23 protein-coding genes are annotated in these 22,866 nt (G+C 69.1%); 16 read left to right on the top strand and 7 right to left on the bottom strand.

The features are described from left to right. From ACXVUM_RS11680 to ACXVUM_RS11690, 3 genes are read right to left on the bottom strand one after another with little or no spacing between them, the layout of a single operon-like run. Positions 1-987: an acyl-CoA dehydrogenase family protein gene (locus tag ACXVUM_RS11680; protein ID WP_458521951.1), complete on the bottom strand. Its 987-nt coding sequence runs from the start codon at positions 985-987 to the stop codon at positions 1-3. Further along, complete coding sequence (locus ACXVUM_RS11685) at positions 984-2,156, bottom strand: acyl-CoA dehydrogenase family protein (RefSeq protein WP_458521952.1); 1,173 nt, start codon at positions 2,154-2,156, stop codon at positions 984-986. Before ACXVUM_RS11685 ends, ACXVUM_RS11680 begins: the two co-directional genes overlap by 4 nt. Beyond that, positions 2,156-3,052, bottom strand: coding sequence for an enoyl-CoA hydratase (locus tag ACXVUM_RS11690; RefSeq protein WP_458521953.1), 897 nt, complete (start codon positions 3,050-3,052; stop codon positions 2,156-2,158). Before ACXVUM_RS11690 ends, ACXVUM_RS11685 begins: the two co-directional genes overlap by 1 nt. A gap of 105 nt (positions 3,053-3,157) precedes the next feature. Between ACXVUM_RS11690 and ACXVUM_RS11695 the strand changes: the two genes are divergently transcribed. The 4 genes from ACXVUM_RS11695 (at position 3,158) to ACXVUM_RS11710 (ending at position 7,721) form a co-directional block, all read left to right on the top strand. Next, the gene (locus ACXVUM_RS11695) at positions 3,158-4,057 is read left to right on the top strand and encodes a helix-turn-helix domain-containing protein (protein ID WP_458521954.1); all 900 of its coding nucleotides are present in this window, start codon (positions 3,158-3,160) and stop codon (positions 4,055-4,057) included. Positions 4,058-4,165: 108 nt separating this feature from the next. Continuing rightward, a complete protein-coding gene (cysD, locus tag ACXVUM_RS11700) occupies positions 4,166-5,089 on the top strand; it encodes a sulfate adenylyltransferase subunit CysD (protein WP_458521955.1) in 924 nt (307 codons plus the stop codon). After that, positions 5,089-6,972, top strand: coding sequence for an adenylyl-sulfate kinase (gene cysC, locus ACXVUM_RS11705; RefSeq protein ID WP_458521956.1), 1,884 nt, complete (start codon positions 5,089-5,091; stop codon positions 6,970-6,972). The genes cysD and cysC overlap by 1 nt, the downstream gene beginning before the upstream one ends. Further along, positions 6,969-7,721: a 3'(2'),5'-bisphosphate nucleotidase CysQ gene (locus tag ACXVUM_RS11710; protein ID WP_458521957.1), complete on the top strand. Its 753-nt coding sequence runs from the start codon at positions 6,969-6,971 to the stop codon at positions 7,719-7,721. Before cysC ends, ACXVUM_RS11710 begins: the two co-directional genes overlap by 4 nt. Positions 7,722-7,729: 8 nt before the next feature. On the opposite strand, the gene ACXVUM_RS11715 is transcribed toward ACXVUM_RS11710, so the two are convergent. After that, on the bottom strand, positions 7,730-8,110 hold the full coding sequence (locus ACXVUM_RS11715) for a YbaB/EbfC family nucleoid-associated protein (protein ID WP_458521958.1): 381 nt from the start codon (positions 8,108-8,110) through the stop codon (positions 7,730-7,732). After that, complete coding sequence (locus tag ACXVUM_RS11720; RefSeq protein WP_458521959.1) at positions 8,107-8,550, bottom strand: DUF2694 family protein; 444 nt, start codon at positions 8,548-8,550, stop codon at positions 8,107-8,109. The genes ACXVUM_RS11715 and ACXVUM_RS11720 overlap by 4 nt, the downstream gene beginning before the upstream one ends. A 206-nt stretch (positions 8,551-8,756) precedes the next feature. On the opposite strand from ACXVUM_RS11720, the gene ACXVUM_RS11725 reads away from it, so the two are divergent. The 10 genes from ACXVUM_RS11725 to ACXVUM_RS11770 all read left to right on the top strand — a co-directional run bounded on the left by ACXVUM_RS11725 (position 8,757) and on the right by ACXVUM_RS11770 (position 15,468). Beyond that, positions 8,757-9,200, top strand: coding sequence for a YbaB/EbfC family nucleoid-associated protein (locus ACXVUM_RS11725; protein ID WP_458521960.1), 444 nt, complete (start codon positions 8,757-8,759; stop codon positions 9,198-9,200). 37 nt (positions 9,201-9,237) lie between these two features. After that, positions 9,238-9,570, top strand: a complete 333-nt coding sequence (locus ACXVUM_RS11730) for a WXG100 family type VII secretion target (protein WP_458521961.1) — start codon at positions 9,238-9,240, stop codon at positions 9,568-9,570. After that, positions 9,567-10,826: a WXG100-like domain-containing protein gene (locus tag ACXVUM_RS11735; protein ID WP_458521962.1), complete on the top strand. Its 1,260-nt coding sequence runs from the start codon at positions 9,567-9,569 to the stop codon at positions 10,824-10,826. The genes ACXVUM_RS11730 and ACXVUM_RS11735 overlap by 4 nt, the downstream gene beginning before the upstream one ends. Before the next feature lie 150 nt (positions 10,827-10,976). Further along, on the top strand, positions 10,977-11,294 hold the full coding sequence (locus ACXVUM_RS11740) for a type VII secretion target (RefSeq protein WP_458521963.1): 318 nt from the start codon (positions 10,977-10,979) through the stop codon (positions 11,292-11,294). Next, a complete protein-coding gene (locus ACXVUM_RS11745) occupies positions 11,291-12,583 on the top strand; it encodes a hypothetical protein (protein WP_458521964.1) in 1,293 nt (430 codons plus the stop codon). Before ACXVUM_RS11740 ends, ACXVUM_RS11745 begins: the two co-directional genes overlap by 4 nt. Positions 12,584-12,609: 26 nt before the next feature. Continuing rightward, on the top strand, positions 12,610-12,915 hold the full coding sequence (locus ACXVUM_RS11750; protein ID WP_458521965.1) for a PE family protein: 306 nt from the start codon (positions 12,610-12,612) through the stop codon (positions 12,913-12,915). Positions 12,916-12,973: 58 nt separating this feature from the next. Next, the gene (locus ACXVUM_RS11755) at positions 12,974-13,957 is read left to right on the top strand and encodes a PPE domain-containing protein (protein WP_458521966.1); all 984 of its coding nucleotides are present in this window, start codon (positions 12,974-12,976) and stop codon (positions 13,955-13,957) included. Then, positions 13,954-14,745 (top strand): ESX secretion-associated protein EspG, encoded by a 792-nt coding sequence (locus ACXVUM_RS11760; RefSeq protein ID WP_458521967.1) that lies wholly within the window; start codon positions 13,954-13,956, stop codon positions 14,743-14,745. The genes ACXVUM_RS11755 and ACXVUM_RS11760 overlap by 4 nt, the downstream gene beginning before the upstream one ends. A gap of 87 nt (positions 14,746-14,832) precedes the next feature. Then, a complete protein-coding gene (locus ACXVUM_RS11765; protein ID WP_458521968.1) occupies positions 14,833-15,147 on the top strand; it encodes a WXG100 family type VII secretion target in 315 nt (104 codons plus the stop codon). 30 nt (positions 15,148-15,177) lie between these two features. Then, positions 15,178-15,468: a WXG100 family type VII secretion target gene (locus ACXVUM_RS11770; RefSeq protein WP_458521969.1), complete on the top strand. Its 291-nt coding sequence runs from the start codon at positions 15,178-15,180 to the stop codon at positions 15,466-15,468. Between the two features lie 139 nt (positions 15,469-15,607). Here the strand turns inward: ACXVUM_RS11770 and eccE are convergent, their stop codons facing one another. Beyond that, positions 15,608-17,650 (bottom strand): type VII secretion protein EccE, encoded by a 2,043-nt coding sequence (gene eccE / locus ACXVUM_RS11775; RefSeq protein WP_458521970.1) that lies wholly within the window; start codon positions 17,648-17,650, stop codon positions 15,608-15,610. Positions 17,651-17,751: 101 nt separating this feature from the next. Here eccE and eccB point away from each other — a divergent pair, with 101 nt between their 5' ends. Both eccB and ACXVUM_RS11785 read left to right on the top strand, forming a co-directional pair. Next, entirely contained in the window at positions 17,752-19,182 is a 1,431-nt protein-coding gene (gene eccB / locus ACXVUM_RS11780; RefSeq protein ID WP_458521971.1) for a type VII secretion protein EccB, read from the top strand. Next, positions 19,179-19,640, top strand: coding sequence for a DUF732 domain-containing protein (locus tag ACXVUM_RS11785; protein ID WP_458521972.1), 462 nt, complete (start codon positions 19,179-19,181; stop codon positions 19,638-19,640). Before eccB ends, ACXVUM_RS11785 begins: the two co-directional genes overlap by 4 nt. Positions 19,641-20,422: 782 nt before the next feature. Here ACXVUM_RS11785 and ACXVUM_RS11790 read toward each other — a convergent pair. Beyond that, positions 20,423-22,291 (bottom strand): hypothetical protein, encoded by a 1,869-nt coding sequence (locus tag ACXVUM_RS11790; RefSeq protein WP_458521973.1) that lies wholly within the window; start codon positions 22,289-22,291, stop codon positions 20,423-20,425. Positions 22,292-22,866: the final 575 nt, after the last annotated feature.

Here is a 22,866-nt window from a genome sequence, read left to right on the forward strand (position 1 = left end):
TCACGGCGCGATCGCCTCGAGGACTCGACGTCGGTGCGCGGCCGGTGTGCCCCAGGCGGTGAGCAGCGCACGCGTCTTGGTCAGGTAGAGCGACAGGTCGTGTTCCCGGGTGTAACCGATCGCCCCGAGGGTCTGTAGGCCGGTGTGGGCGGCGAGGTCGGCCGCACGGCCGCACGCGACCTTCGCAGCCGACACGTCCCGCGCGACCTCCAGGGGCACCGTGTCGCCGTCGTTCCCGGAGTCGATCGCGAGGGCGGCGCCGTGCAGCAGGGGGCGCGCCATCTCGACGGCGATCGCCACGTCGGCGAGGTGGTGCTTCACCGCCTGGAAGGAGCCGACGGGTCGACCGAACTGCGTGCGGGAGCGGGCGTGATCGGCAGCGAGGGCGAGCATCCCGGACGCGAGCCCGAGCAGTTGCGCGGCGGTCGCGAGCGCACCGAGGTCCGCGGCGCGGGCGGCGTCGACGCCGTCGGCCACGCTCTCGGCGGGCTCGACGTCCGCGACGGTCCGTGCCGGGTCGACCGAGGGCCGGGTCGCGGTCACCGCGGCCGTGGACAGACGACTGCCCTCCAGGGTGAACACCACCGACGCGAGATCGGTGTCGGCGGCGCGGGGTGCGACGGGGGGAAGGGCGATGGTGCCCGGCTCCCCGGCCATCAGTGGTTCGAGCAGATCCGAACGGCCGGCGGCGGCGAGCAGGAACGGGAGCACCGCGACCGACTCGGCGACCGGCCCGGGCACGCAGTGGCGTCCGAGTTGTTCGACGGCGACGACCATCTCGATCGCGCCCGCGCCCATCCCACCGGCGTCCTCACCGACGAGCAGGGCGCAGACCCCGGAGTCGGCGATCCGCGACCAGACCGCGGCGGCGGGTTGCCGGTCGCCGTCGACGAGAGCCCGGATCACCTTCGGGACGTCGGCGCGGGTGAGCATCGCGTCGATGCTCGACGCGAGATCGGTGTGCTCGGTCTCGAGCAGGAATCTCATCGGTCCCCCCGGGGCAGTCCGAGCAGCCGCTCGCCGATCACGTTGCGCTGGATCTCGTTGGTGCCGGCGTAGATCGGGCCGGACAGCGAGAAGAGGTACCCGTCGAGCCATCCGGCGTCGGCGCCGCCGGCGAGTTCGGCGTCCGGGCCGAGGAGGTCGAGGGCGGTCTCGTGGGTCGCGATGTCCCATTCCGACCAGAACACCTTGTTGATCGACGACTCCATGCCGAGCTTGCCGCCGTCGAGCAGGCGGCTGACGGTCGCGTAGGTCGACAACTCGTAGGCGCGCGCACCGATCCAGGCGTCGACGACCCTGTCGGCGAGACCATCCGGCGCGTCGTCGCGGGTGCGATCCCACAGCGACAGCAGACGGTCGGTGGTGGCCAGGAACCGTCCCGGTGACCGCAGCGACAACCCACGCTCGTTGGCGGCGGTGCTCATCGCGATACGCCAGCCGTCGTTCGCGGTCCCGATCACCCCGGACTCGCCGGGCCGATCGGGATCGTCGGGGACGAAGACGTCGTCGAGGAACAGTTCCGCGAACCCCGGCTCGCCGTCGAGCTGATCGATGGGTCGGACGGTGACACCGTCGGCGCGCAGGTCGAACATGAAGTAGGTCAGTCCACGATGGCGGGTCGCCTCGGGGTCGGAGCGGAAGAGCCCGAATCCCCGGTCGGCGAAGCTCGACCGCGAACTCCACGTCTTCTGACCGTTCAACAACCACCCGCCGTCGGTGCGGGTCGCGGTGGATCGCAGCGAAGCGAGGTCGCTGCCGGCCTCGGGCTCGCTCCACGCCTGCCCCCAGATGTCGTCGGCGCGGGCCATGCGCGGCATGATCGCGGCGAGTTGTTCGGGGTGTGCATGCTCGAACAGTGTGGGGGCCAACAGGAAGATGCCGTTCTGGCTCACGCGGCCGGGTGCTCCGCTGCGGTGGTACTCCTCCTCGAAGACCAGCCAGTGCACGAGGTCGACGTCGCGTCCGCCGAACTCCTCCGGCCAGCTCACCACCGACCATCGTGCGTCGGCCATCCGACGCTCCCACTCGCGGTGGGCCTCGAATCCCTCCGCGGAGTCCATCGACGGCAGCGGGGTGGTGGGCACGTTGTCGCGCAACCACTCCCGGATCTCGGTGCGGAACCGCTGCACCGCGGGATCGAACTGCAGGTCCATCAGGAGCCGTCCCCCGCGCTTGCCTTCATCGACTTCGCGTCCATCCCGCCGAGGGAGTCACCGTCGGCCTCGGCGTTCGCACTGTGCGCGAAGTGGTGCCAACCGAACACCGAGTCCATGGCGTTCCGCAGCCCCATCTGGTCCTCGCAGATGTTGACGGCCTTCTTGCACAGGGCGAGTCCGAGCTGGGGCATCTGCGTGATCTCGGCGGCGATCCCGTCGACCGTCGACTGCAGGTCGTCGCGCGGGACGACGTGGTTGACCATGCCCCACTCCGCGGCCTGCGCCGCGGTGAAGCGCTTGCCCGTGAAGAGCAACTCCTTGGCGCGTCGCGGCCCGAGCACGAAGGCGTGCGCGAAGTACTCGACGCCGGGTATCCCCATGCGCGCCACGGGATCGGAGAAGAACGCGTCGTCGGAGGCGACGATGAAGTCGCAGATCCACGCCAGCATCATGCCGCCGGCGATGCAGGCGCCGTGGACCTGTGCGATCACCGGCTTCGGGATCTCGCGCCACCGGCGGCACATGCCGACGTACACCTCGAGCTCGCGGGCGAGACGCTGGTCGCCACCGGTGCGGTCGGTGTGGTCCCAGTACAGCGACGCGGTGTTCGGGTAGTGGACGTGGACGTCACGCTCGGGTGTGCCGATGTCGTGGCCGGCGGAGAAGTGCTTGCCGTTGGCGCGGAGCACGATCACCGTCACCGCGGCGTCGTCGACGGCGCGGACGAATGCTGCGTCGAGCGAGTACGTCATCACCGAGTTCTGCGCGTTGCGGTACTCGGGGCGGTTCAACGTCACGTAGGCGACCCCGTCGGCCACCTCGTAGGCCACCGGTTGCGAGTCCCGGGTCAGCTCGTCGCCGGTCAGAGGCGGTGGGATGGGGGTGTCGGACATGCTTCGGACAGTACCTAGCAAGTGCTTGGTTGGTAAAGCCGACGCACCCGCCGACGTTCGCATAATCGAACGCGCGATTCGACGCACCCCGTAGCATCACCGCCCATGGACACCGGCACGGGGCGCGAGCGGGCCGTGTCGCCGCCGACCGATCGGGTCGTCGACGTCATGGAGATGCTCGCCGTGGAACCCGGGCGGCGTTTCACCCTCGCCCAGATCTGTCGCGCGCAGGGCATCACGCGCGCGACCGGTCACGCCATCCTCGCCACACTCGTCGACCGGGCGTGGGTGGATCGTGACGACGTCGAGACGACCTACGGCCTGGGCGCGCGGATGGGCGCGGTGTTCGCGCACCGACGGCCTCCGGGGCGCATCCTCGACGACCTGCTCCGCGCGCTGGCCCGCGACCTCGACATGCCGGTCTCGCTCGCCACGCTGCGCAACCGTTTCCTCGTCATCACCGACACGGTGGCGCCCCCGTCGGCTCCCCAGCGCGTGCAGACGGGACTGGCGCTGCCGGTCATCGCCCCGTTCGGTCGCGAGTACGTCGCCTGGGCCGACGACGACGTGCGCCGCGAGTGGCTCCGGATGCTCCCGTGTGACGAGGGACTCGCGGCTCGGATCGAGACGGTCCTCGGGTCGATCCGCGGCCGGGGCTTCACGGTCGACCGGTTGTCGCGACCGCTCGTCCGTGTGCACGCCGCGTTGCAGGCGCTCGGTGACGACATCGTCGTCGACGAACTGTCCGCGTCGCTGGCGAACACCTATGCCGCGCTCGCGACCATCGACGTCAGCGACGCGGAACTCGATGCCGGCGACGAGGTGTCGGTCGCGACCGTCTCCGTGCCGATCGCGACGACGCGCTCGGCGGCGAGCGAGGTGACGATGTCGCTGGCGGCGCAACCGTTCGCACGGATGGCGCCCGCCGAGATCCGTGCCGTCGCGCAGGCCCTGACATCGGCGGCGGACCGCGCCGCGGAACTGCTGACCGCGGACGGCGGATGAGGATCATGCACCCGAAGGGCCGGTTGACGGCATTCTGCGCCACCCCTACAGTTGCGTCGAATAGTCGACCAGCTGTTTCGAATAGTCGACACTGATCGGAAGCAGGCAATGACGACAGCCTCCCCGCCCGCCTACGAGCTCTCCCACCTCGCCGAGCTCGAGGCCGAGTCGGTCCACATCTTCCGCGAGGTCGCCGCGACCTTCGACCGTCCGGGGATGCTGTTCTCCGGGGGCAAGGACTCCGTGGTGATGTTCCACATCGCGCGGAAGGCGTTCTGGCCCGCGCCCATGCCGTTCCCGCTGATGCACGTCGACACCGGGCACAACTTCGACGAGGTCATCACCTACCGCGATCGCGTCGTGGAGCAGACGGGCGTGCGGCTGCTCGTCTCCTCGGTGCAGGACGACATCGACGCCGGGCGGGTGGTGGAGCCGACAGGTCGTGGGGCCAGTCGTAACCGACTGCAGACCACGGCGTTGTTGCGCGGGATCGCCGAGAACCGGTTCGACGCCGTGTTCGGCGGTGCCCGCCGCGACGAGGAGAAGGCCCGCGCGAAGGAGCGCGTGTTCAGCTTCCGTGATCGGTTCGGCGCCTGGGATCCCCGCGCGCAGCGTCCCGAGCTGTGGAACCTCTACAACGGTCGGCACGCCCCGGGTGAACACATCCGTGTGTTCCCGCTGAGCAACTGGACCGAGCTCGACATCTGGCAGTACATCGGGGCCGAGCGGATCGAGCTGCCGTCGATCTACTACGCCCACCGGCGCGAGGTGATCCCTCGCGACGGGATGTTGTTGGCGCGCACACGGTTCCTACAGCCCGAGGAGGGTGAGGAGATCCGTGAGGAGACGGTCCGGTTCCGGACCGTCGGCGACGCGACGTGTACCGGGTGCGTCCTGTCGACCGCGGACACGGTCGAGGCGGTCGTCGACGAGGTCGCCGCCACCCGGCTCACCGAGCGCGGTGCGACGCGCGCCGACGACCGGATCTCCGAGTCCGGCATGGAGGATCGCAAGAAGGAGGGGTACTTCTGATGACCGCCCTCGATCACCGTGTGGACGACTCCTCGACCGGCATGGGCCGCAAGGAACTCCTGCGTCTCGCGACCGCCGGAAGCGTCGACGACGGCAAGTCGACGCTCATCGGGCGTCTGCTCTACGACTCGAAGTCGATCTTCACCGATCAGATGGAGTCGATCGAACGCACCAGCGCCGAACGCGGTGACGAGTACGCGAACCTGGCACTCCTCACAGACGGCCTGCGCGCCGAACGTGAGCAGGGCATCACCATCGATGTGGCCTATCGCTACTTCGCCACGCCCCGAAGGAAGTTCATCGTCGCCGACACCCCCGGGCACGTGCAGTACACGCGCAACATGGTGACCGGTGCGTCGACGGCGGATCTGGCGATCGTCCTCATAGACGCCCGCAAGGGTGTGCTGGAGCAGACCCGCCGCCATGCGTTCCTCTCGTCGCTGCTGGGCATCCCGCACCTGACGCTCGCGGTGAACAAGATGGACCTGGTCGACTTCTCGCAGGACCGGTTCGACGAGATCCGTGCGGAATTCGCGTCGTTCGCCTCGAAGCTCACCGTCGCCGACCTGACGTTCGTGCCGGTGTCGGCGCTGCTCGGCGACAACATCGTCGAGCGGTCGACCAACATGCCCTGGTACCACGGCAGTCCGCTGCTGCACCACCTGGAGGAGGTGCACATCGCCTCCGACCGGAACCTCATCGACGCCCGGCTGCCGGTGCAGTACGTCATCCGCCCGCAGCGCGCCGACGGGTCCGACCACCGCAGCTACGCGGGCAGCGTCGCCGGCGGCGTGTTCCGCCCCGGTGACGACGTCGTCGTGCTGCCCGGCGGGTTCAGCACCCGGATCGCCGAGATCTGGGGCCCGGGGGGAGACCCTGTCGCGCAGGCGTTCCCGCCGATGGCCGTCTCGATGTCGCTGACCGACGAGATCGACATCACCCGCGGCGAGATGATCGCGCGCCCCAACAACCGTCCCTGGGTCGGCCGCGACGTCGACGCGATGGTCTGCTGGTTCTCCGACACGACCACCCTCACGCAGGGGAACCGCTACGTCATCGCCTCGACGACGAACCAGACGAAGGCGCAGGTGACGGCGGTCGACTACCGGCTCGACGTCAACACCCTGCACCGCGACGAGGCCGCCGACACGTTGGCGCTCAACGAGATAGGTCGTGTCACGCTGCACGCGCAGCAGGCGTTGATGTTCGACGCCTACCGCCGCAACCGGGAGACCGGCAGCTTCATCCTCGTCGACGAGACGACGAACCAGACCGTCGGCGCGGGGATGATCACCGGCCCGGTCAGCCACGAGGCGAACATCGTCTGGCACGGGTCGAAGGTGGCGCGTGAGCAGCGTCCGTATGCCGGGGCGACCATCTGGCTGACGGGACTGTCGGGATCGGGCAAGAGCTCACTGGCCGTCGAGATCGAGCGGCGGCTGGTCGCCGCCGGACGACCTGCGTACCTGATGGACGGCGACAACCTCCGGCACGGACTGAACTCCGATCTCGGGTTCGGCGACGACGACCGCCGCGAGAACATCCGGCGCACCGGCGAGGTCGCCGCGTTGTTCGCCGATTCCGGCGCGATTGCCATAGTGTCGTTGATCAGTCCCTTCGCCGCGGAGCGGCACCGCGCCAAGGACATCCACGGCGCGCGGGGACTGACCTTCTACCAGGTCTTCGTCGACACACCGCTGGAGGAATGTGAACGCCGGGATCCCAAGGGCCTCTACGCCCGCGCGCGCCGCGGCGAGGTCACGAACTTCACCGGGATCGACTCGCCGTACGAGCGGCCCGTCGATGCGGACCTCGTCGTGACCCCCGAGGACGGGTCACCGGGCGATGTCGCCGAGGCCATCATCCGGGATCTCGGTCTGTGACAGCGGACGCGCGTCTCGCCGGTGAGCTCGCCACCGCCGCCGGTGAACTGCTGATGCGGTTGCGCTCCGACAGCGGTCTCGAGGGCAAGGAGCTCGGCGCTGCCGGCGACGAGCAGGCGAACGAACTGCTCATCTCGCGGGTGCGTGAGGAGCGCCCGGACGACGCGGTGCTGTCGGAGGAGTCGGCGGACGACCGGCGTCGCCTCTCGGCCGATCGCGTGTGGATCATCGACCCGCTCGACGGCACCCGGGAGTTCGGGATCCCCGGGCGCGCGGACTGGGCGGTCCACGTCGCACTGTGGCACCGAGGGTCGGGACTCGTCGCCGGAGCCGTCGCGCTGCCCGACCTCGGTGTCACCTACACCAGCGACGACGGCGAGGTCCCACCCGTCGTCGGGCTGCTTCCCGAACGGACGTCGGCGACACCGCGGGTGGTCGTCAGTGCCTCCCGGCCGCAACCTCTCGCCGACCCCGTGGCCGCCGCGGTCGGGGGTGAGATCGTCGGGCTCGGGTCGGCGGGTGCGAAGACGATGGCCGTGGTGCGGGGCGAGGCCGACGTCTATGTCCACTCCGGTGGACAGTACGAATGGGACTCCGCGGCCCCCGTCGTCGTCGCACAGGCCGCCGGACTCTGGTGCAGTCGCGTCGACGGCTCACCGCTGCAGTACAACGAGGACGACGTCTACCTGCCCGACCTCGTCGTGTGCCGCCGTGATCTCAGGGACACCGTGCTCGGCGCGATCGACTGACGCGCACCTCACCCGATCAGCGGGGGCTCCTCGGACTGCGCCTGCATGAACGCCGAGATGTGGCCGCCTACCTGGCCGAACGCCGACGCCGCCGCCGCGCCGGCGGTCTCGACGATCAGCGCCGCGAGTTCGTCGGGTTTCTTCGACATCGCCGACGGGGAGATCCGGAGATCGGTCATCGAGCCGTTGCCGTCGACGACGACGGTCACCAACTCGTCGTCGTCGGACACCTCGGCACGGGTGCCGGCGATCGACTCCGACGTCGACTGCATCCGCTCCAGTGCGCGCCGGGCGCTCGCCTCGATGTCGTCGAAGGTGATCGGCAGCGTCGGCGGCATCGGCGGAGACGACGGCAGGGGGGTGGGCTCGGGGAACTGCTGTCCGCTCATACCCGTCGCATCCATGTGTCGGGCTCCGACTCCTCGAGATGGGCGTCGAGAGCGAGATCCGCAGCGGTCACGTCGCGCTCGGTGGGCAGGTTCAGGTAGGAGACGGCCTCGAGGCTGTGGCCCTCGGCGAGCAGTTGCCGGCGCGCCTCGGCACCGGCGCGGTTGCTCGCCTGTCGGCACAACAGGAGGATGGTCCGCGCCAGTGACGTGGCCGACTTGTCCATCTCCGAGCGCTCGATGTGGATGGCGGTGGGGAGACCCTGCTGGGTCGTCCTGACCTCGACCGAGCCGCTGGGCGTCGCCGCGCGGCCGACCGTCTGCAGGGAGTGCTCCCCGCCGGGCTGGTCTGCCGACGCCTCCGCGTCGGCCTCTGCCTGGGAGTCCTCGGGCTCGTCGTCGTCCCAGTCCTCGTAGTACTCGTACGTACGCCTGGTGGTCACGCGCCCATGATGACACCGATCCACGACGCGAGGTCGCGGGTGTTGTGGGGTTCTCCACAGCTGCCCGACGGCGTCGCGCGCCTGTACGGGAGGGCCGATATAGTCCCGGCGAAGAAATCGGGTCCGGCGTGGAACCGAATCGCGCGAGCCTGCGTCCAATGAACGAACAGGCCCGACATCGAGAGCGTGAAGGAGGGGCCGCGAGCGTGGAGATCGACTTCGAGACCATCCGCCGGCAGGCGCACGAGCAGGTCGCCGAACGGATGAGCGCCTTCACCGAGACGATCGACGCGATCGCCCGGACCCGAGACGCTGCGGCGAGGCTGACCGCGTCCGCGTCGTCCCGTGACGGGATGGTCGAGGTCTGGGTCAACGCGTCGGGGACGGTGATCCGGCTCGACCTCGATGACGACGCGTTCCGTGAGTACACACCGGAGACGCTGTCCGCCGAGATCGTCGAGGTCACCCAGCAGGCAGCGCGATCGGTACGGCACCTCGTCGAGACGAAGACGGCGGAGATACGTGAGATGGCCTCGTCGGCGTTCGGGTCCGACTCCGGCCCGGTCGACATCCCCGAGCTCGAGGATCTGCGCCGGGCGGTCGTCCCCTCCACCAGCGATCCCGAGGCGGACGACCGATGGCGACGATGAGCACCGCCCCTACCTCGGGGCCGACGGAGGAGGGGTCATGAGCGGCGAAGACCTGTACGCGGACATCGAGGGTCTGAGCGGCGCCTCTCAGCGTTTCGGCGCTGCCGCCGACGCCGTCGACAAGGCTCTTCGGACGGTGCGGTCTCGTGTGGACAGCCGCTCGGCCGCCGACTGGGGTGGCGATCAACCGGGCGGTGTCTTCGGTGACGGCTATCAGCAGGCCCACGCGGACGCCATGGCGACGCTGGAGGACATCGTGTCCCGCCTGCGTGACGCCGCCGAGGCCGTCTCGGACTCCGCGCGGCAACTCCTCGACCGGGAGATGCAGAGCGCCCACGGGATCGGATCGAACGGCACCACATGGGTATGAGTCTCCCGGGCGGACTGCAGTTCGCCCTCGGCTTCATCGGTGGCGGTTTCACCTACCCCGAAGGCGACGAGGACGCCCTCCACGACATGGGCGACGCCTACGCCCAGGCGTCTGTGGCGTTGCGGTCGGCCGGGGCCGACGTCCTCGCCGGCTCCGAGAGCCTCGGGTCGGTGATCACGGGGGACGTGCACCACGCCATGGTGCGGTACTTCGGCGAGATCGCCGGACCGCGCGGAGTCGACGGACTCGCCGACAACTTCGCCAAGTGCGAGCTGCTCTGTGACGCGACGGCCGTGTCGGTCATCGTGGCGAAGTCCGCGTTCGTCCTCACCCTCGAGGTGTTCGCCGTGCAGCTCGCCCTCGACATCGCGCTGGCGGCGGAGACCTTCGGCGCCAGCATGGCCGCGGCTGTCGCCGAGGGTGCGCTGACCGGGGCAGTCCTGCGGACGATCATCGAGCGGCTCGTCAGCGAGATCACGACGCACATCAGCGCCGCGGTGTTGAAGGAGATCGGTCGGGACGTGGTCGCGGAGATCGCCAGGTCGGCCGCCCAGTCCGCGATCAAGGAGGGCGTCCGCCAGGTGATCGCGCACCAGTTCTTCATGGACAGATACGACGCGGGTCAGATCGCCGAGAAGACCGCCGACGGCGCGATCAGCGCCGGTGTGGGCGCCGTTGCCGCCGCACCGAGCACCGTGCTCTACGGCAGCGCCGCGCGAAGCCCCGGACTCACGGGGACCGGACGCACCCACTCCGAGCCGCCGCCACCGCACGCCGGCGGCAACGCGGGGTCGCCGGGGCCGAGCCCGTCGCCGCGTCCCGGCCCGGGAGGCGGTGCCGGGGCGTCGCCGCAGCCCGGTTCCCCGCCGATGCCGCCACCGGGGACGCGAACCCCGTCGCGTGCCCGACGGGGTGGGCAGGCGCCGGAGACACCCGAGTCCGTGGGCGCCCCGGAATCCGTGGTGGCCTCGGAGGCCTACGACGACGCGACCCAGGAGGGGCCGGAGCCGACTCCGGAGGGCTCCTCGGCGCTGAACTCGTCGCCGATCTCGGACGAGACCATGACCGCGCAGATCTCCAGTTCGATCCCGTCGCCGGGCCCGTCGGGTTCTTTCGCCGGGGACCCCGGCATCGTCGCCGAGGTCCACCAGGACGGGGGTGTCCGTACGGCGAGTGCGACCGGACAGGTCGGATCGGGTGGCAGCACCGTCGGCGGCCTGAACCTCGACACGACGGAGGCTGATCGTGGACGGTGAGCGCCTCACCACAGGCTCCGGCGGGGCGACGGTCGTCATGCGCGCGAGGCCCGGAGGGCGGCTCCGCGTCATCGACTGGAGCCACCGTGGCAAATCCGTTAGATTGAACAATGGCCGGACAATCGTCCAGCGACCTGACAAGGGGAACTGATGAGCACCTTCAGCGCAGAACCAGACGCCATCCGCGCCTTCGGCGCGACGGCTGCCGGCATCGGCACCGCCATCGAGAGCGCCAGCGCCATGAATCTCGGCGCGAACGTCGCCGTGATGGTCCCGATCTTCGGGCTCATCGGTCAGGACTTCCTCGGGTCGTTCGCGGTGTCCCAGTTCAGCAATGTCGCGGCGGCCACCTCGCTGGCGGCAGTGCACGCCGGGACCGCAGCTTCCGCCGCCGCGGCCGCGAACGAATACGAGGGTCTGGAGTCCGACACCTCGGCGGCTCTGCACTCGGCGAGTTCGACACTGTGAGCGAGGGTGCCGGCCACGCGGCCGCACCCGGAGCAGGTCCCAGCCCGCTCGACATGCTGGGAGACGCGGCGCCGATGCTGCGCATGCCGGTGGGGGACATCCTCAAGCAGCTCAACCTCCCACCGCTCCCGCAGATCCCGCCCCTGCCTCCGCTGCCGCAGTTGCCGCCGATGCCGACCATCGACTTCTCCGTACTGGTGAAGCCGCTCACCGACCTGCTCGCAGGGTTCGGCAGCGGCGACAAGTCGGCCATGCCGTTCGATCCGACGCAGCTGTTCGACGGACTGATGCAGGCGATGCAGAGCGTCGTGCAGATGGGGACCCAGGCGATCTCCGCACTGACACCGTTGTGGACCGGTCCGGCCGCCACCTCGGCGGCGACCACCGCGACCGCGGCGAACGTCAACGGGACGGCGACGGGCGGGCAGAGCGCCGACATCTCGACCATCGTGAGCACCGCGATCGCGACCGTGGGCAAGGGCGTCGCACTGCTCCAGGGCGTCATCGCCGATTTCGTCGCCGTGGCCACCACCATGATCCCGGTTCTCCCCACCCCGCCAGGGCAGGCGGCGCTGCTCGCCGCCGCGGCCGGTCACGTGTCGGCCGGTATGGCGATCGTGGCCGAGACCCGCGCCGAGCTGACCGCCCACACCGCGAACATGACCGTCGCGGGAACTCCCGTCGCGATCACCGCTGTCCCGCAGGTGGCGGCGCAGGTGCCCGGTATGGCGATGTCGGCGGTGAGCGCTCCGATGCAGGGCATCATGCAGGCGACGAAGGCCGCCGCGGGTGGCCGCGGGGCATTCGGTGCCCGTCCGGACCATCTGCGCTCCTCGGGCGTCCCCTCGGAACGGACGTCCGGCGCCGGCGCCGGCGGCGGTGGTGCCGGTGGCATGGGCGCTGTGCCCCTGGGCGGTGCAGCGGGGGCCGCGGGCACCCCGGCTCAGCCGTCGGCACGCACGGTGTCCGAATCGTTCGGACCCGGCGGTTCCCGCGGGGCCGGCGCCATGGGAAAGGGCGCCGTGGACGAGGAGACGGTGGTCACCCGCGGTGGTGGAGCTGTGCCGTCCGCGATGCCGATGGGTGCGGGAGCGGCGGGAGCCGCCGGCGCCGGATCGTCGGGGACGCACTCCAGCGACCGCGAGTACACCGTCGACGCCCGCCACACCGACGAGGTCGTCGGCGACATCCCCGAAGCCAGCCCCACCGTCCTCGGTGAGGCCGAAGCGCCTGCTGCACAGTCGATCTGGGAGAGTCCCGATGAGCTCTCCGGTGACAACCCATCCTGACCCGTCCTCTCCAAGGAGCTGAAACCATGCCGGACAACCTCTCCGTCGACACCGAGTACCTCGCCGACGCGGCGGGCCGCCTCGAGGCCATCGCCGCCGGGCTCGAACAGCAGGTGGGGACACATCGCGAGACGGTCGACGTCCGACCCGCCGGCGCCGACGAGGTGTCACGCGCCGCATCCACGTCGTTCAGCGAGTCGGCGGAGCGGTTCGACGCCGAGATGGCGAAGGGAGTCGCCGCGATCCGTGACGTCGCCGCCGCGCTGCGTCAACAGTCCGCGGCCGTCGGCACCCACGACGAGGCCGTCGCGGGTGACCTGTTCGTCAACTGACCTGACCGGTCTGTCCCGCCGCACCCCGTGCGGCCCGTGCTGAGAGGAGCGAACGTCGATGGTCGGCTTCACCGGTGTCCGTTGGGATGCGCGGCCAGCTGAGAAGCTGAGCCGCGATCTCTCCATGGGCGCAGGCGCGAAGCCGATGTTCGAGGCCGGGATGTCCTGGGCCGCCATCGGCGTGGCTCTGCGTGAGACGGCGTCGGAGTTCGAGCGTCTCAAGAAGTCGATCCTCGAGGGGTGGAAGGGTCGTGGCGACGCCGGGATGATCGCGGCGGTCGAGAAGCTGGAGAAGTGGGTCGGTGAGACCGCGGACATGGCGCTGCGCAACGCCGCCGCCGCCGAGCGTCAGGCCGTCGCCCACACCGTCGCGGTGGCGGCCATGCCCGACGCCGACGCGATCGCCGCACTCGGACACCTCGAGGACGCGCTGAAGCAGGTGGCCGCGCCGCCGAAATCGCTGATGGCCGGCGGCCTCGCCGAACTCGACCACCAGGCGACCAGCATGAAGGCACAGGCGGCGCGTGTCATGGAGTCCTATGAGCAGGCCACCACACCGGTGTCCCGGCCGTGGGACCCGGTCGCGGCACCCGCCCATCTGGTCGATCGCTCCGCGAGCGACACGGTCCGTTCGGAGGCCGAGGCGCGGATCGCCGCCCAGCAGGCCGTCGGATTGTCGTCCGAACAGGCGATGTTGGCCGCAGTTGCGGCTCTGCGTGGAACCGCTCTGGGTTCGTATGCGTCAGATGAATACGTGAGCCAGACACGTCGGGCCGAACTCCGGGCCGACGGCATGACAGCGGAGGAGGTGGTCGCGGTGGATGGTCGCGCGTCGACTGCCGTTCCCGCGGACGCCGTCTCGCAGCATCCGCATGTCCTCCCCGCGGCCCCGATGGGAGCGTCCGCGTCCGCGGGTCAACCCGAACACGGCGCCGCCGCCGTCGCGACCCACTACGAGGACGGCCGCGAGATCGTCGAATCCGGGTCGCAGACCGCTGCACCCTCCGTCCTCGGCGTCAGCGACGCGGAGGGACCGCGATGATGACGGGCTCCCTCACCGAACATCGGATGACCCTCGCGGAGGTCCTCGTCGTCTGCGATCTGCTCTCCGTCCAGACGCTGCCGTCGGTGCTGCGCGTCGAGGAGGCCAGCGACGACGACCGTGTCGCGCAGCAGGTTCGCGCGGCGGCGTCTGCCTCGCTCGTCGAGAAGGGTGCGATCGACAGCGACGGGATCCCCGATCCCGATCTGCGTCAGCTCTTCTCGGCCCTGGCCGACCCGGACTGGCTCGTCGAGATGCGCCGCGTCGACGTGACCCAGGTGCTGCGTCTCTGCATCGTGGGTGACGGTGAATCGCGGTTCCTCGCCACCCGTAACGGTGACTCGCTCACGTTCGTTCCGGTGTTCGCGACCGACGACGCCGAGCTGATCGTCAACGAGATCCGTCCGCTCATCGGGGCCACGCGCGGCGCGGCCGTGGAAAGCGTCCGCTACCCGAGTGACGTGTTCGACACGGCGCTCGCCACGTGTGACGACGAGATGTCGCATGCGGAAGCGTTTTTCGGCCTCGGGATGGCCGAACCCGCCGCTCGTGGTCTCGCGCGGGTCCTCTGCGGCGCCGTCGGGCAGACCGAGATCGTCGCCGAGTTCGACCGCCCGGCCGACCGGGTCGTCGTCGCGGTGTTCGACACCGCGGACGGACGCGTCGTGTCCGTGTCTGCCCCCGGCTACGCGGGCGATCGATGGACGTCGATCATGCCCGGCCATGACCACGCCGTCGTCGGAGCGCTCCGGCGACTGGCGGAAATTCTTCCCGGAGGCGAAGCATGAGCCGCCGCACCGGGATCGGACGGGTGCAACCGCCCCTGTCCACCACAGGCGTTCGACTCGCGGATGCCAACGACGAAAGGGTGAACTGTGGCAACGCAGGTTGATATCGAGGGGATGCATGCGGCCATCAACAAGGCCAAGGACTTGCACAGTCAGATGGTCTCCCTCCTGGGGCGTGTGAACTCCACCGTCTCGGAGTCGAGCGGCGTCTGGAAGGGGCAGGCGCAGGCCGCCTTCATGAACGTCACCACGGAGTACCACCAGGCGGCGACCAAGATGAATACCTCGATGGACGAGATGATCAGCATGCTCAACCAGAACATGACCCAGTACTCCTCGCAGGAGGAGCAGGCTGCGTCGCAGCTCAAGTCCGCCGGCGGCGGCCTCAACACCGCGGTCTGATCCGAACCACCATTCGAAGGGGAACTCATCATGGGACAGATTCATTACGACTACGCCGGCATCGATTCGCTGCTGCAGCAGGCCAAGAGCGAGCAGGCACAGCTGGTGCAGCTGACCGAGGAGCTCAACGGCGTCCGCAACCAGTGCCAGTCGCTGTGGGAGGACCCGCAGTCGGCCGAGGCCTTCCAGGCGACCTACCAGAAGTGGATCCAGGGGTCGCACGAGGTGCAGCAGGTGCTCGCCTCGATCGTCGCCGCGGCAGGCTCGGGGAACTCCGACATGCAGTCGACGAACAACTCGATCGCCAGCTCCTGGGGCTGATCGAGCTCGCACCACACGCGATTCAGGGCGGCATCCGATCGAGGATGCCGCCCTGAATCATCTGCGGTGGCCGTGTGACGAGGTGCGGCTCCGTCGGGCACCGCGACCATGAGGGGGAGATGCGGTCAGGAGCAGACGGTCACGAAGCGGAATGCCGTCCCGGGGTCCCGCTCGGCGGAAGTCCGTGGCGGCCACTGGGAGTCGGATCGTCGAACGGTGGTTGTCCCGCTGTGTCAGGTCGCGGTGGCGGGGGCGGGCCGTCCGGGCCGGGCCGCCAATCCTGGCTCGCCGCGCGACGGCGAGCGTCGCCGGGCGGTGGTCCTGCGGGACCAGCCGGCCCACCGGGTCCACCCGGTCCGCCGGGACCACCACCTGGGCCGCCGGGTCCACCTGGGCCGTTCGGACCGAACCCGCCGGGGCCCTGCGGCGGTGGCCCCTGGGGCGGACGTGCGGCGGCGCGGATCGGTTCACGGTGCTGCTCCCGCCCACCGGGCGGGGTCATGACGGGAGCGGGCCTCATCTGCCGGCTGCCCTCGATGAGGAGGTTCTCCGCGGGCACCGACACCAACGACACCGCCAGCACACCGCTGCCGGTCACGACGTAGGCGCGCATGAGGTCGTTCCGGTCGTGGTAGATGGCCACGTCGCCGCTGCTGTCGAGGGTGGTGACCTCGCCGGCCTCGCGGTGGATCCGCATCTGGGTGGCGATGGTCGGATCCTCGATCGCCTCACGGCTGTCGAGGATGCAGACGGTGTAGTTGTTCGGCGGATACCGCTGATCCGACGCGCTCTGTGTCACATAGAGACTCAGCGTGTCGCCCACGCTGTCCGACAGCGATCGCCACACCTCGGGCCGATCGGTGCGCACGACCACGCGTGCGCCGGTGGCGACGGCGCGTGCCGCGATCTGCAAAGCGAGGTACGGCTGCCCCCAGATGTCGACGCGGCGCACGTCCTGTCCGAACAACGGAACCGACACCGCGTTGCCGGACGGGTCGGCCCCCAGGAGTTGGCCGGCGCTGCCGTCGACGAGGCGCACCGACGGCAGGTGGTCGGCCGGGAGCACCTCGGTCGGCAACCCGGGAACGGCCCTGCGGCGTGCGGGCATCGCCCATTCGACGGCCGGGCCGTGCCGCCCGTCGAGCGGGACGAGGCCGTCGGGCGGGGAGACGGCGAGGTCGTTGATGGTGTTGAAGCGGGCGATGGTGGAGATCGCATACGTGCCGGGGCTGTCGCCGCGGCGGACGGTGGTGCACGTGGTCGCCGACAGACACGACGGAGCCCAGATGGCGGTCTGGATGTCGGCGTCGAGCGCGGCATCGAGGCCATAGGTGCGGGTGGTGTACTGCCCGAACCTCATGTCGACCCAGTTCTCCGACGCGGCGTCGGCGGATGCGCGGTCGAGCAATGCGTCGCCCATCGCCGTGATCCCGTGCGCCGACAGGATCGTCGCCACGTATCCCTCGCGGGCGAGGTGGTTCGCGACGCGGCGCGCGGCGGTGATCGCTGTCCGGATGACGCCCGTCGGGCCGCCGCCACGCGAGGCGATCGCGTCCGGGCACCGCAGCGGGTCGATGCGCAGCACGGCCCACACGTCTTGGTGTGCGACGCCGGGAAGAGCTTGCGTCAGGGTCTGATACGGCGCGGTGATGTGCCCGGCGCCGCGGGTACGCCATCCGTGGGCGACGACGTCGATGGATTCGAGCTCGATGTCGAACTGGGAGAGCGCGCCGGCGATCATGCCGAGGTCGAGGCGTGATCCGGCGACCACCGCCTGTGTGGGTGTCTGCACGCGCGGCTCCACGGTGCGCGAGATGCGGACCACCGCGATGATGCGGTCGCCGTCCCAGCGCAGGCCGATCGGGCGGCCCTCGGATCCGGGCACGTCGAAGGGGACCGGACTGTCGAGGATGTCGCGCCGACGGCGACGGGCGAAACGGATACGTCGGACGACGAGACCCAGGGCGGAGACACCACTCGCGCCGTTCACGCAGAGAGCCGCTCCGAGGGCCCCGACGACCACGGCCGCGGAGACCGCGACCATCGTCTGGAGGCCGGCCAGCCGAAGGATCGCGTAGACCACGAGGGCCACCACCTGAGCGGCCAGGAGTGCGCCGATCGGCAGGACGCGACCGGGGCCGCCACGGGTCGCGCCGGGACCGGGGATGAACGGTGCCACCACGTCGAGTACCTTATCAGCAGCACTTTTCGCCCGGAGAGATGTACGGATCGGCCTCTCGGGGCGGTAATCGGCCGGTGAAGTCAGCGGGGGTCAACAGCGTCATGGCACAGCGGACGACCAAGTCCCAGGTGAGCGGATACCGCTTCCTGTTGCGACGTCTGGAGCACGCGCTGGTCCGTCGCGACGTCCGCATGATCCACGATCCGATGGGCGCGCACGTCAAGGCGATCATCGTCGGCACCGTGCTGATGCTCCTGGTGCTGGGCGGGGCCGTGGCGTTCTCCATCTTCAAGCCACAGGGCTCGGTCGGCGATTCGAAGATCCTCATCAGCAAGCAGTCCGGGCAGCTCTACGTCCTCATCGACGACCAGTTGCGCCCGGTGCTGAACCTGGCGTCGGCCCGCCTCGCCGTCGGCGACTCGGCGGCGCCGAACTCGGTCAGCGACAGCGTGTTGGCGGGCTACCGTCGGGGCCCGCAGATCGGGATCCCGGGAGCGCCCAGCAATCTGGCCGCCCGCACCGCGCCGGGGCTTTCGGAGTGGTCGTTGTGCGACCGCCTCGACGAGCCGCGCGACACCCGGGCCCGGCCGACGGTCGGCGTGGTGGCGGGTGCACCGGCCGACGACGGCGCGCGTGCTCTCGGGGCAGACGACGCGCTCTTCGTCCGCAACGGCGACGCGTACTTCCTGATCTATCGGAACACACGCGCCGCGATCGATCCGTCGGACAGCATCGTCCGGCAGACCCTGGGCCTGCAGGACGCGACGCCGCGCTCGGCGAGTGCTGCTCTGCTGGATGCGATCCCGCCGTCGCGAGCGATCACCGAACCGACCATCTCCGGGTTCGGGGGAGCATCGCAGTTCGGTCTCAACGGCGCACGCATCGGGTCGATCGTGAGCGTGTCCAGCCTCGACGCGACGCAGGGACAGGACCAGTTGTTCGTCGTCCTCTCCGACGGGGTCCAGCAGATCTCGCCGCTGGTCGGAGACCTGATCCGCGCCAAGGAGAACATCAGCGCGCAGCCGATCGAGGTCTCGCAGGGGCAGATCGCGGGCGTTCCCCGGGTTCAGGACCTGCCGGTGGACGGCTTCCCGGAGACGGCACCGCGCATCGTCGACGGCACGTCGACGACGACGCTGTGCTTCCGATGGGCCCGTGACGGCGACGAGAAGGCGCGCCTGGCGACGACTCTCGACGGTGACTTCCCGGTGTCGGATCCGAAGCGGATGGTTCCGACAGTGGGTGCCTCGACTTCCGGTGTCAGCGCCGATCTGGCGTACATCCCTCCCGGCCGTGGGTATTACGTCCGCAGCACAGGCGTCGAGCCGGACAGCAGTCGGAGCGGAACGGACTTCTTCATCTCCGACACCGGTGTGCGCTACGGGGTTCCGGCCGGGTCGGCTCAGCCCCTGGGTCTCTCCGACCCGTTGCCCGCGCCGTACGCCATCATCGGCCTGCTGCCGCCCGGGCCCGCCTTGGCGAAGTCGTCGGCGCTCATCGAACGCGACGACGTCGCACCCACCGGATCATGAGAGAGGGCATTGTGCGCAGAGTGGTGCCGGTCGGTCTGATGGCCGCGGCGGTGATCGCCGTGGGTGCAGGATGTTCCGACGATGCGGTGACAGCGACGACGGCGAGCACCAGTGCGAGCGCGCCGTCCAGCACGGTCGCGACGGCTACCGCAGGCCCGGCGGAGTCGTCGGCTGCGTCCGAGGTGATGGCCGCGATGCAGTCGGTGCAGGATCAGGCTTTCCTGGGGATCCTGAAGATCGGTGCCTTCCAGTACGGTGACCTGCTCTTCGGACCTGACGCACAGGTGGTCGCGGCCGCGCGCACGGTGTGCGCGGATCTACGGGCGGGAAGTCCGGCAGCCGCGGTGATCTCGGACGCCGCGCAGAACTACGGCGGGGACGCCACCCGCGGACGGTATTTCGCGCAGCAGGCGGCGCAGACCTATTGCTCGGATCGGGCTGCCGCGCTGGGTGGATGAGTCGCCACAACGGGGATTGTCGTCGCGCGAGGTCGGCGGACGGCCCTGGGTGCGCCGTCTCCCCTGAGTACCGTCATGCAGTACACGATCGGCATGGGTCGTGTGTACGACAGGGTGAATCGTGCTGTGCGGCAGCGTGAGCGGTCCGTCGTACCCTCGATCACCCGGTCGACCCGTGCGTATGCCTCGACTCCGCACTCGGCGCGGCGGAGCCTGAGCGACTGGTAGGGGCCGGGACCGAGGATTGTGTAGCAGGCGCCCTCGGCGAGAAGCGGAGCCAGGCAGACGGTCCGCCTGGTCGTGGAGAAGCGGGATGACGACCGGCCCGTCAGGGGCATCAGATCGCCGGTGCACGTCCTGGATTCGCCGACCGAGTGGATGTAGAAGACCGTCGAGTTGTCCCCGGGGGTGCATTCGGCCGCGATGAAGCGATCCTCGAGGGAGGACAGTTCATCGCGCACTGTTCCGCATGTGCCGACCTTGTTGGAGATCGGTGACCCGTTGTGGATCAGCTCGTCCCACTCCAGTGCGACGTAGATGACCGGCACGCTCAGCAGTGCGATCAGGAGTACGGCTATGTTCGCACGATTCCGCGGAGACGACGGCCGGTAGAAGCGGATCAGGGCGCTCCTGATCCGCCCTCGCGAGGGTGGTCCTGCACCCTGCCTATCCGCCGACTTTCGGGCTTTTTTCTCCCGGCGGGTCTCGTACCGCTTCATACCGGGGATGCGAGTCGTCATCTCAGGACGCGGCTTCCTCGTCGGTGGAGCGGGTCGGGCCGATCACTTCCGGGGCGGTCGCGTGTCGGTCGTCTCGTCGCTGGTGTCGAGGTTGAGTCCGCCGAGAACGGGCGGTGCGGTCTCGTCGATCTCGCCGATCGCCTCGTCGGTGTTGGCGGTGGAGCGCAGGTATCGGGCGGCCTTGTGGTTCTTGCCGTCGTCGGATCCGCCACCGGGACGGGCGCCCATGGGTGTGGCGGCGGTGCCTGGTGCGCCCGCGCGAGTGTTGTTCAGCGCGCCCTGTTCTGCGGCGAGCGCGCGTTCGGCAGCAGTCATGCCCGCGGCGCCGCGCGCAGACAGGCTCGCTTCTCCGGCCGCTGCGCCTCCGATGCCGCCGAGCTTGCCCGCGCCGCCTCCGCCTCCTGCTCCTCCGCCCGCACCTCCGGCTTTGGCCAGTGCTGCTTTCTCGGCTGCGGCGGCGCGTTCTGCGGCGCTCAGGGAGGAGAGCCCACTCGACCGTGTTCCGGCCGCGTCTCCGAGTCCCTTCCCGGTGAGGCCTTGCATCGACGGGCCTGCCTTGGATGCGGCCTCCTGTGCCGCGGACACCGGCTTGCCGGCCCCCGCCGCTGCTGGTCCCGCAGTGGGTGGGGTGTTGCCGGCTTGCGCGGCAGCGGTCTTGGCGGCAGCGGCGGGATCGCCGGTTGCCTTTCGTGCCAGGGCTGTCGCGGCGTCGGAGCCCGTTCGGCTGCCGCCGCCTCCACCGCCCCCGCCACCGGCAGCGCCGCCACCTCCGCCTGCGCCGCCTCCGGTGAAGACGCCCTGCGGTGTGACCCCGCTTGTCGGGGGCTGGTATTTCGGCATACCCGGTAGGAGCAGGGGAGCGCCGACGACCGGGCTCGCGGGGTCGACGAGATTGGTCAGACCCGCCGAAATCGCCGTCACTCCAGGGTTGTAACTGCCGTCGATCTCCATGCGCGCCAGCAGGTCGTAGCTGTTCTTCATCGCGACCATGTCTTCGGGGGCGGTCGCGGCAGCGGTTGCGGTTCGAGATGTGACGAGTGAGTCGATGGTCTGCTTGGTGGATCCGACCTGGACCGACCACTGGCGGATCGCGGCAGAGTTCGTCATCGCGCGATCTGCGAGCTGACCGACGTTTTGCGAGAACGTGTCAAGGCTGGACCTCATCGCGGACGCGGCTGTGCCCTGCCACGACGGAGATTCGAGGATGCCCGAGTAGATCCCGTAGAACTGACTGATCCCGTTCTGCAGGTCGGATGCGATTTGCTTCCACTGGTCGGCCAGGCGCGTCAAGATGCCGACGTCCGCGGGCTCGATGTGCCCCGTGATGATGTCAAGGGTCAGGCTGGCCGTGGCTTCAGGCGATGCCTGCAACCCGAACGGGTCGGCGTGCGCTTCGCCCTGCCCGGGTGGCAGCTTCGGCTTCGAACTCATCAAGGTTGCGGCCGCGTCGGCAGGTGAAGGAACGTATGCCTTGGGTGCGGGCCGGTTGGGGTCGAGGAGCGCACCGATATCGCCGCCGGTCAGCGAGGGCTTGCTTCCCCCGTCCCCGCCGCTCATCATCCCGCTGAAATCCATGCCAGGAGAGCCACCACCGCTGTTGCCCGGTGCACCCGAGACCTTGCTTGCGTTGGCGTCTTCTTGATGCTCGAGCAGGTTTCCTGCGGACTTTGCTGATGATTGCGCGTCCCTGGTCTTTTCAGACAACCCTGTGACTGCGTTCATTGCCCCGTCGCCGAGTTTAGTTAGTGCAGCCGTGATCTCTTGGCCCGATGGAAATGTTCCGCTGCCGTCGGTCGAGTTCAACTGTCGAGATGCCTGCAACAGGTCCGCAATTCTCTGGCTCAGCATCATGCATGCTGTTACTACTCGAACGGCCGCTTGTGAGTCCAACGCAAAATTCGGATTGCTCATGGAGCCGCCCTCATTTGGATCGGTTTCGAGGGAACAGAGTACTGCAGTATTCGCGCTGCGCTAACCGCGCGCGCGCACGGATCTGAACTGTAACCACCATCGTTTATCGTAAATACGACTGTAATCGCGCCGAAGAAGGTCCCCCAGCCGACCAGGCAACTTTGCACGGGGTTACCGGGGCTGGGAAAATCTGTCGAGCTACGAAAGACCGTGGCGCTTACTCCCCTCCCTAGCGAGATGTTTCGCGTTAATATTTTGTTGCCCGCCTTGCCTAATATTTCTGATATGTTATTTGTCTGTAAACCTATGCTCACACTAAATGGTGCGACAATATCTCCAATTGCCGCTCCGTTCATTGAGCAGGCTTGCGTAACAAGTTGGCTACCGGTAAAGCTTTTCTTCTTTGAAATAACTCCAAGCTCACTCATCATTTTCGGAGTAATCGTTTGGCAAATGTCTGGAAGATGATCTACGTAAGGGCTCTTGCCGATGGGGACGGTTGTGACGACGCCGGTCATGTCTTTGGTGGAGTTGAGGTCAAGGACGGAGTCTTTGGGGACTCCGGGCGGGACGCT

Source organism: Williamsia sp. SKLECPSW1 (genome assembly GCF_054332755.1).